Source organism: Roseibium aggregatum IAM 12614 (assembly GCF_000168975.1).
Taxonomy (GTDB): domain Bacteria; phylum Pseudomonadota; class Alphaproteobacteria; order Rhizobiales; family Stappiaceae; genus Roseibium; species Roseibium aggregatum.
Map to the genome: position 1 here is coordinate 182,369 of NZ_AAUW01000002.1, position 16,766 is coordinate 199,134.

At 60.3% G+C, this 16,766-nt stretch carries 11 protein-coding genes and 1 pseudogene; 1 reads left to right on the forward strand and 11 read right to left on the reverse strand.

What is annotated here, in order from left to right:
- Window positions 1–27: 27 nt before the first annotated feature.
- Window positions 28–1,320 carry an adenylosuccinate synthase gene (locus SIAM614_RS03350; RefSeq protein ID WP_006932076.1) on the reverse strand — a complete coding sequence of 431 codons (1,293 nt, stop codon included), beginning with the start codon at window positions 1,318–1,320 and terminating at the stop codon, window positions 28–30.
- A gap of 283 nt (window positions 1,321–1,603) precedes the next feature.
- Window positions 1,604–2,872, reverse strand: a complete 1,269-nt coding sequence (locus tag SIAM614_RS03355) for an MFS transporter (RefSeq protein ID WP_006932078.1) — start codon at window positions 2,870–2,872, stop codon at window positions 1,604–1,606.
- A gap of 320 nt (window positions 2,873–3,192) precedes the next feature.
- Between SIAM614_RS03355 and SIAM614_RS03360 the strand changes: the two genes are divergently transcribed.
- The gene (locus tag SIAM614_RS03360; RefSeq protein ID WP_040439032.1) at window positions 3,193–4,089 is read left to right on the forward strand and encodes a DMT family transporter; all 897 of its coding nucleotides are present in this window, start codon (window positions 3,193–3,195) and stop codon (window positions 4,087–4,089) included.
- 156 nt (window positions 4,090–4,245) lie between these two features.
- Here SIAM614_RS03360 and serA read toward each other — a convergent pair whose 3' ends face one another.
- The 9 genes and pseudogenes from serA to tolB form a co-directional block, all read right to left on the reverse strand.
- Window positions 4,246–5,832: a phosphoglycerate dehydrogenase gene (gene serA / locus SIAM614_RS03365; RefSeq protein ID WP_006932080.1), complete on the reverse strand. Its 1,587-nt coding sequence runs from the start codon at window positions 5,830–5,832 to the stop codon at window positions 4,246–4,248.
- A gap of 79 nt (window positions 5,833–5,911) precedes the next feature.
- The gene (locus SIAM614_RS03370) at window positions 5,912–7,090 is read right to left on the reverse strand and encodes a phosphoserine transaminase (protein ID WP_006932082.1); all 1,179 of its coding nucleotides are present in this window, start codon (window positions 7,088–7,090) and stop codon (window positions 5,912–5,914) included.
- A gap of 275 nt (window positions 7,091–7,365) precedes the next feature.
- Window positions 7,366–8,163 (reverse strand): outer membrane protein, encoded by a 798-nt coding sequence (locus SIAM614_RS03375; RefSeq protein WP_040439034.1) that lies wholly within the window; start codon window positions 8,161–8,163, stop codon window positions 7,366–7,368.
- 430 nt (window positions 8,164–8,593) lie between these two features.
- On the reverse strand, window positions 8,594–9,937 hold the full coding sequence (gene glmM / locus SIAM614_RS03380; RefSeq protein ID WP_006932089.1) for a phosphoglucosamine mutase: 1,344 nt from the start codon (window positions 9,935–9,937) through the stop codon (window positions 8,594–8,596).
- Window positions 9,938–10,123: 186 nt separating this feature from the next.
- A complete protein-coding gene (gene ftsH / locus SIAM614_RS03385) occupies window positions 10,124–12,043 on the reverse strand; it encodes an ATP-dependent zinc metalloprotease FtsH (protein ID WP_006932090.1) in 1,920 nt (639 codons plus the stop codon).
- Between the two features lie 169 nt (window positions 12,044–12,212).
- A complete protein-coding gene (gene tilS, locus SIAM614_RS03390) occupies window positions 12,213–13,586 on the reverse strand; it encodes a tRNA lysidine(34) synthetase TilS (protein ID WP_157139658.1) in 1,374 nt (457 codons plus the stop codon).
- The gene (ybgF, locus tag SIAM614_RS03395; protein ID WP_006932092.1) at window positions 13,570–14,517 is read right to left on the reverse strand and encodes a tol-pal system protein YbgF; all 948 of its coding nucleotides are present in this window, start codon (window positions 14,515–14,517) and stop codon (window positions 13,570–13,572) included. Before ybgF ends, tilS begins: the two co-directional genes overlap by 17 nt.
- Before the next feature lie 244 nt (window positions 14,518–14,761).
- A complete protein-coding gene (gene pal, locus SIAM614_RS03400) occupies window positions 14,762–15,247 on the reverse strand; it encodes a peptidoglycan-associated lipoprotein Pal (protein WP_006932093.1) in 486 nt (161 codons plus the stop codon).
- Between the two features lie 151 nt (window positions 15,248–15,398).
- Window positions 15,399–16,747, reverse strand: a pseudogene (gene tolB / locus SIAM614_RS03405) (Tol-Pal system beta propeller repeat protein TolB).
- Window positions 16,748–16,766 lie beyond the last annotated feature (19 nt).

Below are 16,766 nucleotides of genomic sequence, written 5' to 3' on the forward strand. Positions count from 1 at the left end.
AATAATGTGCTTTTAACGTCACATATCTCAATCCTGGAAGGGATTCTGCACAAGAATTGTGTCGTCCCGTTCCGGACTTGTCGACAGAAGAGCCACCGGAGCACCGATCAGTTCTTCGACATGACGCACATACTTGATCGCCTGCGCCGGCAGATCGGCCCAGGTCCGGGCCCCTTCGGTCGATTCCTTCCAGCCCGGCAGGCTTTCGTAGATCGGCTTCACCCGCTCCTGCGCGCCCTGCGAGGCCGGCAGATAGTCGATCCGCTCGCCGTCCAGCTCATAGCCGATACAGATCTTGATTTCATCAAGGCCGTCCAGAACGTCCAGCTTGGTCAGCGCGATGCCGTTGATGCCGGAGGTGCAGACGGTCTGGCGCACCAGAACCGCGTCGAACCAGCCACAGCGGCGACGGCGGCCTGTCACCGTTCCGAATTCATGTCCGCGCGTGCCCAGGAACTCGCCAACCTCATCCTTCAGCTCGGTCGGGAACGGACCTTCGCCGACACGGGTCGTGTAAGCCTTGGTGATGCCGAGCACGTAGTTGATCGACCCCGGGCCGAGGCCGCAGCCCGTTGCGGCCTGGCCGGCAACGGTGTTGGAAGACGTTACGAACGGATAGGTGCCATGGTCGATGTCCAGAAGCGCACCCTGGGCGCCCTCGAACAGGATCCGCTTGCCCTGGCGTCGCTGTTCGTCCAGCAGGTACCAGACCTTGTCCATGTAGGGCAGCACCTTGTCGGCGATGCTGGCGAGTTCGTCATAGATCGCCTGTGCGGAAATCTCGTCCTGACCGAGACCCCGGCGCAGCGCATTGTGGTGCGTCAGCAAGCGGTCGATCTTGGCCGGAAGGGTCGCAAGATTCTTCAGGTCCATCAGGCGGATGGCACGGCGACCAACCTTGTCTTCATAGGCCGGGCCGATACCGCGCTTGGTGGTGCCGATGCGTGTACCGGTGTTGGAATTCTCGCGCAGGGCATCGAGTTCGCGGTGCAGCGACAGAATCAGCGTCACGTTTTCGGCAACGCGCAGAGATTCGGGCGTCACGACGACACCCTGCTTGCCCAGGCGCTCGACTTCCTCTGCAAGGGCGTGCGGGTCCAGCACGACGCCGTTGCCGATTACCGAAAGCTTGCCTTCACGTGCAACCCCGGACGGCAGGAGAGACAGCTTGTAGCTGACACCATCGATGACAAGGGTATGACCGGCATTGTGCCCGCCCTGGAACCTTACGATGACATCGGCCTGTTCCGACAACCAGTCGACAATCTTGCCTTTGCCTTCGTCACCCCATTGCGAACCGACAACAACCACATTCGCCATCTAGACTTTGCTCTCCTGAAGCAGCTTCCGCACCATCCGGAACATGTCCGGGATGCCAACACGACAAGCCCCGGCAACCGGACCGGGGCAAACGGCGCGGACTATAGACAGGTTTCCCTGCTCATGCGAGTCTCCGCACGGAGATTGCGAGCCAAAAGCAAGTTTTTTTGCCGGCGCTCCTGACCGGCCCGGTCACCCTTGTGACAATTGACCGCTCACAGCGCGCCCATATCGGACGTTTCCCGGATTTAGACCGCATTTGCGGCAATGTCGCGACGGCAGATTATTTTGCCGGCGGCTCACCTGCCTCCGGCTTGTCGTTACGGGCTAGCCTGAAGATCATTGGCGATGTGCGCAGCAGCCAGACGAAACGATGGCGTTTGTTTGCCGGTACGGCATCCCGGCTCACGATGCGCGCGAAGACGAACACCACCAGCGACAGGTGCAAGGTCGCGGTATAGAGGAAAAAGGCCGAAGGGCCGAATTGCTCCATCACCAGAGACGCGATGAACGGTCCGGCCATCGCCCCCACCCCATAGGCCAGCGTAAGCCCCGCCACCACATCGATAAATTGTCCCGGCTCTGCATTGTCGTTGGCATGGGCCGCACACAGGGAATAGAGCGGCAGCGCAAATCCGCCGAACAGAAAGACCCCGGCAAAGAGCTCCAGACGGGTCGACGATCCTGAAATGAAAAGACAGGCCAGCCCGGCACCGACCGTGAAGACGCCCAGCACGATACGCCGGTCCAGCCGGTCGGACAGCCAGCCGGCGGGATACTGGAAGATGGCCCCGGCGAAGACCCAGATCGCGACGAACGCGGCAACCGTTTCCAGTCCCAGCCCCACGCCTTCCGCATAGACCGGGCCGACCATGCGGAAGGCGCCGTTGGTAAGGCCGATGGTGAAGACGGCGACAAGGGCGACCGGCGACACACGCCACAGCATCAGCGGATCGAAAAAGCGCGCTGGCGGTGCTTTGGGATTTTGCTCGCTGGTCAGCGAAATCGGCACCAGCGCAAAGCAGAACAGGATGGCCAGCACGATCAGAATATCCGGCCCCAGAGGCCCGAAGGCCGGCAGCATGAACTGGCTGCCCATGACGGCGATCATGTCAACGATCCGGTAGACGGACAGGATCCGCCCCCGGGACGCATTGGTTGCAATCGAATTGAGCCAGCTTTCCAGAACCATGGTGGTACCGCAAAACGCCGCTCCGCTGACCAGACGCACCACCATCCACAGCCACCCGGCCGGAGTAAAGGCAATCGCCAGAATGGCTATGGCGCTGATGGCCGCCAGAGTGGAAAAGACGCGAATGTGCCCTGCCCGGGCGATCAGAAAGGGCGTCAGCAACACGCCGACAATCATGCCGGCGAAATAACATGAGCCGAGCAGCCCGATCAGCGCATCGGACATGCCTTCCGACTTCGCGCGAACGGAGATCATGGTGACGGAAAGCCCGTTCGCGCCCAGAAGGCAGGCGGCAGCAACCAGCAACGGTGTCAATCGTCCGGCAAGCGATCTCGTGCCTGCCGCGGCAACCTGGGTCATGAATGAAAAACTCTTGCGAGCAACCGAAGAAAACTCGGAAGGAACACTGTTGCCGGACTGAAACAACCGCGCAAGTCCGGGACCGACGCTTTTGCAGACAAAACGGACAGCGCGGCCTGAATTCTGTTCCGGACGAGCGAAGTCGGTGCCCTGATACGCAGGATCTGCCTGCGGTCAGGCAACCGGCCCAACACACAAGGGCCCGTTTCAATGGGTCTCGCCCCTTGAAGAAAAACGGCAATCCGGGCGCTCGCGTTTCGGGTTTTCTTCATACCGGCGAAGTGATACCTGAAAAACCTCTCTCAAACGGAGGTTGTAAATTGCCCCTTCGAAACTGGATCATGCTGACCGTGCTTGGCGCCATCTGGGGCGGTTCCTTTTTGTTTGCAAAAGTGGCCGTCGCGGAAATCCCGCCCTTCGTTCTTGTCTTCCTGCGCGTTTCCATCGCCTGTGCTGTCCTGCTGATCATCCTTTGGCATCGTGGCATGTTGAACCGGCTGGAACGACAGCACGCCTTGCCGTTCCTGGTCATGGGCCTGTTGAACAACGCCGTTCCTTTCTCGCTTCTGTTTCTCGGTCAGACAGCAATCGGTGCCGGTCTCGCGTCGATCCTGAATGCGACGACACCCGTCTTCACGGTTGTCGTTGCCAGCCTGCTGACCAAACAGGAAACACTACAGGGCAACAGGATTGCCGGTGTGGTGCTGGGTGTGGCCGGTGTTGCCATCATGCTCTGGAGCAGCCTGTCAGGACTTGCCAGCGATCCCTTGTGGGCGCAGCTCTGCTGCCTGGGTGCGGCCATCTCCTACGCCTGCGCGGCAACCTTCGCCCGCCGCTTCAAATCGCTGCCGCCGCAAGTCTCCGCAACGGGTCAGTTGATCGGCTCCAGCACACTCATGCTGCCGGTCGCGCTTCTGACCGCGGGAAACTGGTCCATCGCCGATCCCAGCCTGACGGCCTGGTTCAATGTGCTCGCGCTCGGCGTCCTGGCAACCGCCCTCGCCTACCTGATCTACTTCCAGATTCTGGCCGAAGCCGGAGCGACAAATGCGTCGCTGGTCACGCTTCTCGTGCCGGCAAGCGCGCTGTTCTTCGGCTGGCTGATCCTGGGAGAAAATCTCGGGGTAACGCAGCTCGGCGGCTTTGCCGTACTGCTGGCAGGTCTGGTCGTCCTGGACGGACGCATCCTGAAACGGCGCCGCGCGCCGGCAGTGTGACCAATTGCGAAAAAAGGAGCCTTCTGCAAAAGGCAGAAGGCTCAAGCGCCAGGAACTTGGGCTGCACCTGACGAATATCCGGGAGGCATGATTAGGGGCACGCCCCTTTAGACCGGACAGCGGGTTGGCGGGCGCTTGACTAAACGCCCGCCGTTTTCAGAATTTCAGGGCCTTGACCTGTTTGACGTGAGAAACGGCTTCCAGTCGCGCCAGAACGTCCGGCGACACATCCCCGTCCACCTCAACAAGGCAGATCGCATCGTCCCCCGGGGCCAGACGGCCGAGATGGAAGGTCGCGATGTTGACGCCGCTGTTGCCGAGTTCCATGCCGAGGTGCCCGATGAAGCCGGGTTTGTCCTCGTTGGTGATGTAAAGCATCTGCGGGCCAAGCTCGGCCTCCATGTTGATGCCCTTCACCTGGATGATGCGCGGTTTCCCATCGGCAAAGACCGTGCCCGCAACCGAGCGCTCCTGCCGCTGGGTGACCACCGTCAGGCGCATGTAGGTCTCGTAGGCACCGTCTTTCTCGCGGCGAATTTCCTCGATCTTCATGCCGCGTTCCTTGGCCAGGATCGGCGCGGAGACCATGTTGACCGTCTGCAGGAGCGGCGTCAGCAGCCCTGTCAGCGCGGCCGCCGTCAGGGCCTGCACGTTCATTTCAGCCACGGCACCGGCATATTCCAGGCGGACACCCTCGATGCCGGTTTCCGTCAGTTGGCCCGCGAAAGAACCGAGCTGTTCCGCCAGCCGCACGAAGGGAACCAGCTTGGGCGCTTCCTCGGCAGTGATGGACGGCATGTTGAGCGCGTTGCGCACGGCACCCTGAAGCAGGTAGTCGCACATCTGTTCGGCCACCTGCAGCGCGACATTTTCCTGGGCTTCCGTAGTGGACGCGCCCAGATGCGGCGTCGAAACGAAGTTCGGCGCACCGAACAACACGTTTTCCTTGGCCGGTTCCTCGACAAAGACGTCAAACGCCGCCCCGCCGAGCTTGCCTTCGTCCAGGGCTGCGCGCACGGCCGCTTCATCGGCGAGCCCGCCGCGGGCACAGTTGATCAGATAAGCGCCCTTGCGCATTTTCTCGATCGCCTTGGCATCGATGATGTTGCGCGTCTTGTCGGTGAGCGGCGTGTGCAGGGTGATGAAATCCGACCGGCACAAGAGACCGTCAAGTTCGACCTTCTCGACACCGAGCGCAACGGCCCGTTCCGACGTCAGGAAGGGGTCGAAGGCAATCACCTTCATCTTCAGGCCGATGGCCCGGTCTGCCACGATCGAGCCGATGTTGCCGCAACCGATCAGGCCGAGTGTCTTGCCGGTGAGTTCGCGGCCCATGAAGCGGGATTTCTCCCACTTGCCTGACTGGGTCGACGTATCGGCAGCCGGGATCTGGCGCGCCACCGCCATCATCATCGAGATTGCATGTTCGGCCGTGGTGATCGCATTGCCGAAGGGCGTGTTCATGACGATGATACCGCGTGCGGTCGCCTTCGGAATATCAACATTGTCGACGCCGATCCCGGCCCTGCCGATCACCTTCAGATTTTCAGCGGCGGCAATAATTTTTTCCGTGACCTTGGTGGCCGAACGGATCGCCAGACCATCGTAATTGCCGATGATCTCCAGCAGCTTTTCCTTATCCTTGCCGACCTCCGGCAGAAAGTCCACGTCGACGCCGCGATCCTTGAAAATCTGCACGGCAGCATCCGACAGCTTGTCGGAAATCAGTACCTTGGGAGCCATTGGAGCCTCTCCTTGAATACGAGAAACGATCCGGGCAGCGCACCGCCCGGGACTGTTGTCGTTGAAGGATTGAACAGGCTCAGGCGGCCTGAGGAAGCTTCGCTTTTTCTGACTGGAATGCCCAGTCAAGCCAATGGGTCAAGGCCTGAAGATCGCTCGTCTCCACGGTCGCACCTGCCCAGATCCGGAGACCGGAAGGTGCATCACGATAGGCACCGATGTCATAGGCGATGCCTTCGGCGTCGAGCGTACCTGCAAGCGCCTTGGCAAAGGCGGCCTGCTGGTCGGCGGTGAGTGCCAGAATGCCCGGATCGGTCACCTTGAGGCAGACGGACGTATTCGACCGCGTTGCCGGATCGACCGCCAGGAAATCCACCCAGGAGGTTTTCTCCACCCAGTCGGCAAGCACCTTGAGATTTGCATCGGCACGCGCGCGCAAGCCGGCAAGCCCGCCGAGGCCGTCAGCCCATTTCAGTGCGTCGATATAATCCTCGACACAGAGCATGGACGGCGTGTTGATGGTTTCGCCCTTGAAGATGCCCTCGATCAGCTTGCCGCCTTTGGTCATGCGGAAGATCTTCGGCATCGGCCACGCTGGCGTATAGCTTTCCAGACGCTCTACGGCGCGCGGGCTGAGGATGAGCATGCCGTGGGCAGCTTCCCCGCCCAGCACTTTCTGCCAGGAGAAGGTCACGACATCCAGCTTGTCGAACGCAAGGTTCTGCGCGAAGGCGGCGGAGGTCGCATCGCAGATGGTCAGGCCTTCACGGTCGGCCGGGATCCAGTCGCCGTTGGGAACACGCACGCCGGAGGTGGTGCCGTTCCAGGTGAAGACCACGTCTTTGGTGAAATCGACGGAGCCAAGATCCGGCAGTTCGCCGTAAGGCGCTTCCAGAACCCGGGCATCATCGAGCTTGAGCTGTTTGATCACGTCGGTGACCCAGCCGGAGCCGAAGCTTTCCCAGGCGAGCATTTCGACGCCACGGGCGCCGAGCAGCGACCAGAGCGCCATCTCGACAGCGCCGGTGTCGGACGCCGGGACGATACCGATCCGATATCCGTCCGGCACGTTCAGCACCTTGCGGGTCAACTCGATGGCTTCGGCAAGCTTGGCCTTGCCGGGCTTGGCGCGGTGAGACCGTCCGAGCGGCGCATCGCCCAAAGCTTCAAGCGACCAGCCGGGACGCTTGGCACAGGGACCAGAAGAAAAATTGGGATTGGCCGGACGCACGTCCGGCTTGGCGGTGAGGTCTGTCATATCTGTCTACCCTCGCAGATAGTTGCCTCTCGTTGGGGAGAGGTGGCCCACCTATGGGGATAGGACCATCCCGGCCTCCGGTCAATTCAAATCGCGAGTGACCGAATAATTTCTCTCACGTACCACCCTTTCAAATAATCCCTCGCACCTCAGTCGGTCCGGCCTTGTCTCGGGATCGAACTCACCCAGCCCGAGACAAACCGCCAGAAATTGCAGGCGCAAAACAAGAAAAGGCCGGTCAACAGACCGGCCTTTCAAAATCGCTGATCGGATGATCAGAAGTTGCTGGTGATCGGACCCTGCGGCTCGTAGTAAACCGGGCCGGCTGGGGCTGCCATCGTGTTGAAAGTGTAGCGAGCACCAAGGCGGAATTCGTGCGCCTGGAGATCTTCGTATTCGATGCGTGTGTTCTGGCCAGCCGTCGAAAACTTGGCAGAGTGGGCGTCACCAATATTCAGATAACGATACCCTGCATCCAAGGCCAGGTTCGGCGTGATGTCATAAGAAGCACCTGCCATCAGCGCCCAGGCGAAGTTCCACTTGCTGTCACCTTCGTAGGTTCCTGCCACGCCGTTCGGGTTAACAAAGTTGATGTTGCTGGTGGTCACGTAAGACGCACCGACACCAGCACCGACATAGGGCGTGATCCGGTTCCAGGTACCAATGTCGACGTAGCCGTTCAGCATGAACGTCCAGACATCGATGTCTGCCTTCTCGACGGAATATCCGGGAGAACCACAAAGGTTACAGGGACCCTTTGATTTCGCCTCAGCCGGGAACTCATAATCGATAGTGAAGTCAGTTCGAAAATGGTCACTGAACTTGTAACCAACACCGGCACCCATCATGAAGGTGCCTTCCATCTCTTCGTCATAGAAATCCAGGGTACCGTATTTGATATCCGGCGCCTGATAGATCTTATACCCGATATCACCACGCAGGTACCAACCACCAACGGCAGGAACTTCCGGGATGTGCTCGATGACCGGGGTTGGCAAATCCGCGGCATAGGCTGCAGTGGAAAGCGCAACAGCAAAGCCGGTCAAAGACAAACGCTTAAAGAAATTGTCCATGTCCTCGTCCTTTTCCAGTGAGCGTCCGCTTTAACCAGTGCCGGACACATCAAACTTGGAAGCATACTGAGGGGAATTCATTAATTGTGACTTAACTCTGTTCTTTAACCCCGTTTTTTTACCTTAAGGAAAGCTTAACAACCCAAAAGACATCGACAAAATGGACATTCCCCCCGAAAAGAACGGGAATGACAGGAGACACTACTGACAGCTTTAAAAGGGGGGCTGCCGAACGAAACGCAACAACGAGGCGGAAGCAAAGTCCTGCTGGCCGCAGGGATTTCCTCAAAACAGGGACTGCCGGGCAGTACGCTCCTGAACGCGACGCGCGCTTCACCGCACCATGACAGCAGCAGCGAAACAGACATGGTTCGCCAAACAAAAAGCCGCCTCAATCAGGCGGCTTTTCAAGTCTCGTTTACTCTGGCGTTCAGGCAGCGGTGGTTGCCACCACACCGGCGATATCGTTGACGACCTGCTTGACCAGGTCCGCATCGTCGCCTTCCGCCATCACCCGGATCAACGGTTCAGTGCCTGATGCTCGAATCACGAGACGGCCGGAATTTCCGAGGCGGGCTTCGCCATCCTCGATGGCGGACTTGACCAGATCCTGCTCGAGCGGCTTGCCACCCTTGTAGCGTACGTTCTTGAGGATCTGCGGCACCGGCTCGAACCGGCGGCAGACTTCCGAAACGGGCTTGTCCTGATCCTTGACGCAGGCAAGAACCTGCAGACCTGCAATGAGGCCATCCCCGGTCGTGGCAAAGTCGGACAGCACAATGTGACCAGACTGCTCGCCGCCGACATTGTAGCCGTTGGCACGCATATGCTCGACCACATAGCGGTCACCCACCTTGGTGCGGGCAAGGCCGAGCCCGAGGCTCTGAAGATACCGTTCCAGCCCGAGATTGGACATTACCGTCGCGACGATGCCAGGAGCTGACAGGCGGTTGCTGGCCTGCCAGGACTGCGCCACCACGGCCATCAACTGATCGCCGTCAACAACGGAGCCATTTTCATCGACGATGATGACCCGGTCGGCATCGCCATCGAGGGCGATACCGATGTCGGCGCGCACCTCATGCACCTTGCGCGACAGGGCGTCGGTCGACGTGGAGCCGCATTCCTTGTTGATGTTGAAGCCATCCGGCGTGACGCCCATGGTGATGACATCCGCACCAAGCTCCCACAGTGCCTCGGGCGCAACCTTGTAGGCCGCGCCATTGGCGCAATCGATGACAACACGCAGGCCTTCCAGGCTCATTTCCCGTGGCAGGGTGCGCTTGGCGGTTTCGATATAGCGCTGCTGTGCACCATCGATCCGCTTGGCCCGGCCAAGCTCGCTTGCGCTTGGCAGGCGGGAGGTCAGGTCGCTTTCCATCAGCTCTTCGATAGTCTGTTCAATCTGGTCGCTGAGCTTGAACCCGTCGGGACCGAAGAACTTGATACCGTTGTCCTGGAAAGGATTGTGAGACGCAGAGATCATCACGCCGAGATCGCTACGCAGCGAGCGCGTCAGCATGGCGACCGCAGGTGTCGGCATCGGCCCCAGCAGGAACACATCCATGCCGACAGAGGTAAACCCGGCGACGAGGGCGTTTTCCAGCATATAGCCGGAAAGCCTTGTATCCTTGCCGATCACCACCCGGTGGCGGTGTCCGCCGTTCTTGAAAGCCAACCCGGCGGCCATGCCGACCTTCAGTGCCATTTCGGCAGTCATGGGATAGCTGTTCGCCTGACCGCGGATGCCGTCGGTGCCGAAAAACTTGCGCATCTAATATGCCTTGTCGATCTAACTGTCTTGGTTGCGCCCTTTGTAACGCAATCAGGCGCACGCACGATTCAAAATATGTGAGCAATTGTTACCATTAACCGGCGTCTGTGGAACCCGGTAAATGCTCAAAACGAAGATGCCCGGCAAATGGCCGGGCATCTGAACGTGTCATTGGATCGGGATCGATCAGGACTGCGGCTGCGGCTCCATGCCGCCGCTGGCCTCGTCGCCGCCGCGCTTGGCGCCGGCAGTCGGGACCGCGGACGACCGGCCGACCGGCTGGTCATCATCCGTGTCGCGCACCGGCGGCTTGCCGTCGAGCAGACCCTTGATCTCGTCGCCGGACAGGGTTTCGTATTCCAGAAGGCCCTTGGCGATCGTGTGAAGCTGGTCTTCGTGGTCGCCCAGGATCTTCTTCGCGGTTTCATAGCCCTGGTTGACGAAGGACTTGATTTCCGCATCGACGATCTTCTGGGTTTCGTCGGAGACATGCTGGTTCTTTGCGACGGAATGCCCCAGGAACACTTCTTCCTGGTTCTCGCCGTAAAGCAGCGGACCAAGCTTGTCGGACATGCCGAACTGGGTCGCCATTGCGCGGGCCAGCTTGGTGGCCATCTGGATGTCGCCGGACGCACCGGAGGTCACCTTCTCGTAGCCGAAGATCATTTCCTCGGCGACGCGGCCGCCCATGGCCACGGCAAGGTCTGCCTTGCACTTGGCACGGGTGAGCGACACCTGATCCTTTTCCGGCAGACGCATGACCATGCCGAGCGCACGTCCACGCGGAATGATGGTCGCCTTGTGGATCGGATCGGAAGCTTCCTGATGCAGAGCCACCAGCGCGTGGCCGGCCTCGTGATAGGCGGTCAGCTTCTTTTCTTCCTCGGTCATCACCAGCGTGCGGCGTTCCGCACCCATCATAACCTTGTCCTTGGCGTCCTCGAACTCGGCCATGGTCACCAGCCGCTTCGAGCGGCGGGCAGCCAGAAGCGCGGCTTCGTTGACGAGGTTCATCAGATCCGCACCGGAGAAGCCCGGGGTACCACGAGCCAGCGTCTTGACGTCGACATCCGGAGCCAGCGGAACCTTGCGCATGTGCACTTTCAGGATCTTTTCGCGGCCGGTGATATCCGGGTTCGGAACCACGATCTGCCGGTCGAAACGGCCCGGGCGCAGCAGCGCCGGGTCGAGAACGTCCGGCCGGTTGGTCGCGGCGATGATGATGATACCTTCATTCGGCTCGAAACCGTCCATCTCGACCAGCAACTGGTTGAGCGTCTGTTCGCGCTCGTCGTTACCGCCGCCGAGACCGGCGCCACGATGACGGCCGACCGCGTCGATTTCGTCGATGAAGATGATGCACGGTGCATTCTTCTTGGCCTGCTCGAACATGTCGCGGACGCGGGATGCACCCACACCGACGAACATTTCCACGAAGTCCGAACCGGAAATGGTGAAGAACGGCACATTGGCTTCGCCGGCAACCGCACGCGCGGTCAGCGTCTTACCGGTGCCCGGAGGGCCGACAAGCAGAACGCCGCGCGGGATACGACCACCAAGACGCTGGAACTTCTGCGGGTCACGCAGGAATTCAACGATTTCCTGAAGGTCTTCCTTGGCTTCATCAATGCCGGCAACGTCTTCAAAGGTTACCCGGCCATGTGCCTCGGTCAGCAGCTTCGCCTTGGACTTGCCGAAGCCCATGGCCTTGCCGCCGGACCCCTGCATCTGGCGCATGACGAAAATCCAGATACCGAGAATGATCAGCATCGGCAGCCAGGAGAACAATGCGCTGAGCAGCGGAGAGCTTTCCGCAGGCGGACGGGCATTGATCAGCACGCCCTTGCGGCGCAGCTCATCGACATATTGCGCACCGTCGGGAGCGTAGGTCTGGAAGGCGCTACCGCTGCTATAGGTACCGGTGATCTTCTGTTCCTGAATGACGACCGATCGGATCTCGCCATTGTCGACCTGCTTCATGAAGTCCGAATAAGCAATGTCATTCGTTGCGCCATGCTGCGCGGGACTTTGAAATAGCTGGAACAATGCGATCAATAGCAGGGCAATGATCACCCACAGAGCGAAGTTGCGAAAATGTGCGTTCATTTCGTTTCCTTAACCGCCCAACGCGACTAACTGCACGCGGTTACGTTTCTTTAGAGCGAAGATAGGTCGCCCAAAGCCCGCTGCCAAGGCGGTGCGCCATAGTTGCGCAGATGCGCTGACTATTTTCTTAAGCACGGACCTCTAACAGATGTTCCAGATGGGGAAAACCTCAGATTTCCTCGTCTGCGTCCCCATTGTCCATAAAGTTATCCGGCAATTTACCTTGGATCGGCATTCGCTCCAATTCCAAATCTGCACGCCTGCAGGAATTGCCAATGGTCAAAACGGCCGTTGCGGAAGCTGGCACCACGATCTCCCCCGCCCGCCACAGGACCGGCGCGCAGTCGAAAGCGGCCTTCGGCCAGCCTTCCGGCCAGTCAATTTCCCGGCGGGACACCGGCGCGCTCGTCAGGGGACCCAGGCAAAGCGGCGCATCGCCCTCTCCAGTCACACGCTCGGGTGCGCGGTAAAGGTAGCGGCCGTCCCATGTCCCGGTCCCCGCCAGGCCTGTAACGACAGTCGGAGGCGTCCGCCCAGCCTCTTTCCAGACCCTGATCGTGTCTGCATCAGCATCAAAAACCGATCCTTGAAACGTCTGACGGTTTTGAACGCCGGAGATCAGCACCCGGTCCAGGGCCTGAAGCTTGGCAAGCCTCGGACGGGAGACCTTTCCCGACACGCGCGCCAGCAGATAGACCAGCAGCCGGAGCCGAAATTCTTCGGCGAGGGTCCTGTACGCGTACCTGTCAAGACGGACCGGTCCGGCCGGATGTTCGGTGACCAGCCGCGCCGCCAGATCTTCCACGGTCAGTTCCAGAGCTTCCCGCGCCCGGCGGATGTTGGCGGCGGTCTGCGCCAGCCGCTCGGCGCTCAATCCTTCCTCGGCGAGCAGCGACAAGATAACGCGGAGCCGGCTGCGCTTGTATTTCGGGTTCCGGTTCGAGGGATCCGTGCACCAGGGGCGGCCCCGCTGTTCAAGCGCGGCGATGAGATCGGATTTCGAAACGCTTAGAAGCGGCCGCAGCAGGCGCAGGCCCTCCGGCCCGCAGCCTTCGTCGGCCGCCATGCCGCTCAGGCCTGAAACGCCGCTTCCCCGGGTCAACCGGTCGAGAAAGGTTTCCGCCTGATCGTCAAGATGGTGGCCGAGGACAAGCGCCTCAGCCTCGGTGTCCCGCATACGGCCAGCCATCAGCCGGTAGCGGGCAAGGCGCGCTTCTTCCTGGACATTTGCAGACGGCTTATCGCCCGACCAGCGCAGCACCGTGCAGTCAAGGCCGCAAGCGCGCGCATTCATCGCAACAAATTCCGCCTCCTGGCCGCTTTCGGGCCGGAGTTGATGGTCGACACACAGCACTTCGGCGGCACCCTGCCAGCCGGTGCGTTTACGCCACTCATCGAAAAGAACGAGAAGACAAAGGGAATCCGAGCCCCCGGACACGGCCAGGGCCAGATTGGAAAAAGAGCTTAGCGGTGAAAAAAGAGCATCGACGCGATTGGCCGGGAGCCTGTCTGGCTCAACCGGCCGGTCAGGAACACTGGGCACGGCGGCGTTCATCCCGCGCCTGAGACAAGACAGCAGGAGCTGCGTTCGGATATTTGCTCAAGAGTTCGGAAAAGGTTGCACAAGCCGCATCGGCTTCACCGAGACCCCGAAGCGAGACACCCAGCTTGAGCAGGCTGTCCGGACTTTTGGCGTTGCCGGGATGGTCTGTGTAGGTTTTCAGGAACGCATCGGCAGCCTCGCGGTAGTTCTGCTGCGCCAGCAGGCTTTCACCCAGCCAGTATTGAGCATTCGCGGCCTGCGCATCATCCGGATAGGTTTCCAGAAAGTTGCGGAACCCGCGCTCGGCAGCCGCATAATCGCCGTTGACCGCAAAGGAATAGGCCTGATTGTAGTCGGAGCTCGGATCTCCGCTGCCGATGACATTGGCAATCTGGTCGTCATCGGTGGCAAGACCCGGATCGGGCGCGATTTCCTGTCCGGTGCCCGGCAGATTTTCAAGACCATTGGCAAGCCGTGACAGATCGATCGGGCCGTCGCTCGGCAAGCCGCTGTCATAGCCGCCGGACTGATCCCAGTTGCCGTCTCCCGACCCGTCCGCAGGAAGGGTCGCAAACCCGCCGCCCGGCGCAATCAGGCTGCCGGACTGCGGGGTACCGTCCGGGCCTAGGCCCGGAGCGGTCGATCCTGGTGCGGCGTCCGAGCGTTTGCCCGGCGTGCCGCCTTCCAGTTGCTGGAAGCGGTATTCATTGTCTTCCTGCATACGGCGCATCTGATCCTGCAATTCCCGCATCTGGTAGGACAACTGTTCGATCTGGCCGGTCAAAACCCGGATCCGTTCCTCAAGCTGGCCGATCCGCACGCTGGAATCGTCGTTCTTGCGTCCGAACAGCTGGGCTTGCGACGGTGTGGCAGCGGCGAAGGTGATGACCAACGCCATGATGAGACCTGCCAGTCCCTTTAGTTTCAGCATTCGCTCCTCCGGTTGGATGTGCTGTACCAGTGTCTGGCCGTGGTCCGACAAACGCTAATACTCAAGCAGATCCACGCGCATGATGTCTTACCATGCCCGGCTTCTTACTCAAGTGCACAGAGCGCTCCGACTTCGGCCAAATTTTGACGTTTCCTGCTGAAATTGAAGTGATTTCGCCAATTCAGGCAGGACCAACGAAAAAGGCCGGGCAACTTGCCCGGCCTTTTGTTCGGCATTTGCGCGATCAGTTGGTCGCGTTGTTCAGCACGGTCACCGCACGGCGGTTCTGCGACCAGCAGCTGTTGTCGTTACAGACCGCCACAGGCCGTTCCTTGCCGTAGGAAATCGTCTTGATACGCGAGGCGTTCACGCCCTGCGCAACAAGGTAGTCCCGCGCGGACTGGGCGCGGCGGGCACCCAGCGCGATGTTGTATTGGCGCGTGCCGCGCTCATCCGCATGCCCCTCGACCGTGATCGTGTACTGGGAATAGCGGTTCAGCCACTTGGCCTGATTGGCAAGGGTTGCCTGGCCCTGCGCGTTCAGCACAGACTGGTCTTCCTCGAAGAACACGCGGTCACCCACGTTGACGACGAAGTCCTGGCCGGTGCCTGGCTTAACGTTGCTGGACAGCCCGTCCGGCTTGGTCTGGGCACATGCTGCTGCGAATAGAACCGCGAAACAGACTGCAATCCAGCGTGCGCTTCGTCCGGCGTTTAAACTCATGAACATTCCTGTCTCCTACACCCCAGCCCGCCAACCCGACACTTCATCCGTCTGGTTCTTGGTAAACGCTTTCTAGCCAAAACTGGTAAAAAACGCCTTTTCAAACATGGTTAGCGAAAGCTTAACACGACCTGCCTTTGCAGGCCGAATGTCTACGTCAGTCGATCAGCGGCGACCAGGAGGGGTCCGACGCGAAGGCCGGGGTCTCCACCCGCTGTTCGTTGTATCCGGTCAGGTCCACGGTCCAGACCTGAGGCCCGCCATTGGCACCCGGCGTATCGCGGAAGAACACAAGCACACGGCCGTTCGGCGACCAGGCAGGGCCTTCGTTGTGATAGCCTTCGGTCAGGATACGCTCGCCTTTTCCGTCCGGCCGCATGACGCCGATCATGAAGCGGCCCTGATGCTGCTTGGTAAAGGCAATCAGGTCTCCGCGCGGCGACCACACCGGCGTGGAATACCGGCCAGGCCCGAAGGAAATACGCTGCGCCCCGCCGCCACCGGCACTCATCACATAAAGTTGTTGCGTGCCGCCGCGGTCGGATTCGAACACGATCTGGCTTCCGTCCGGCGAGAACGACGGGCTTGTATCGATTGCCGCGTCGTTGGTCAGCCGAGTTGTCTGGCGCGAGCGCAGGTCCATCTTGAAGATGTTGGCGTTGCCACCCTGTTGCAGGCTCATCACCACGCTCTGGCCATCGGGTGAGAACCGCGGAGCAAAGGTCATGCCCGGGAAGTTGCCGACGATTTCGCGCTGTCCGTCTCGATGTTCAGCAGATAGACGCTCGGGTCCGTACCGCCGTAGGACATGTAGGTGATTTCCTGGCTTGTCGGCGAAAACCGTGGTGTCAGCACCAGATCGTCACCCCGTGTCAGGTAGCGCACATTCGCTCCGTCCTGGTCCATGATTGCCAGGCGTTTGACGCGCTTGTCCTTCGGGCCGGTCTCGTCGACAAAGACGATGCGGGTGTCGAAATAGCCCTTTTCGCCAGTCAGGCGTTCATAGATCGCATCGGCGATGATATGCGCCAGCCGCCGCCAGTTATCCGGCGTGGTGTAGAATTGCTGGCCAAGCATCTGCTCCGCCGCAAATACATCCCACAGGCGGAACTCCGCTCTCAGACGCCCATCCGGCTGCTTGGTCACCGTGCCGGTGACAAGCGCCTGGGCACTGATCTGGCGCCAGTCGCCGAATCGCGGGGTCGAATTCACGCTCATGTTCTTCTGAATGAAGCTCGCCGGATCGAGCGGCCGGAACAGGCCGGACCTTTTCAGGTCGGCCGCAATGACGTTGGTCATGTCGGCGGCCAGCTTGCCGTCGCCGCCCTCGGCGGAAAACGACGGCAGTGCAATCGGCAACGGTTCGATGTTGCCCTGGGTAATATCGATTTCGACAAGCGCTGCGGCCGGCAGCGGCGCAATCACGACAAAAGAAGCGAGAACAAATGCGAGCCCTCTGGCTTTCCGGTTTGTGAAAACAGAAAGTTTTTTCAGTATTCCGCGCATGAGCACAACAGCTCCCTTA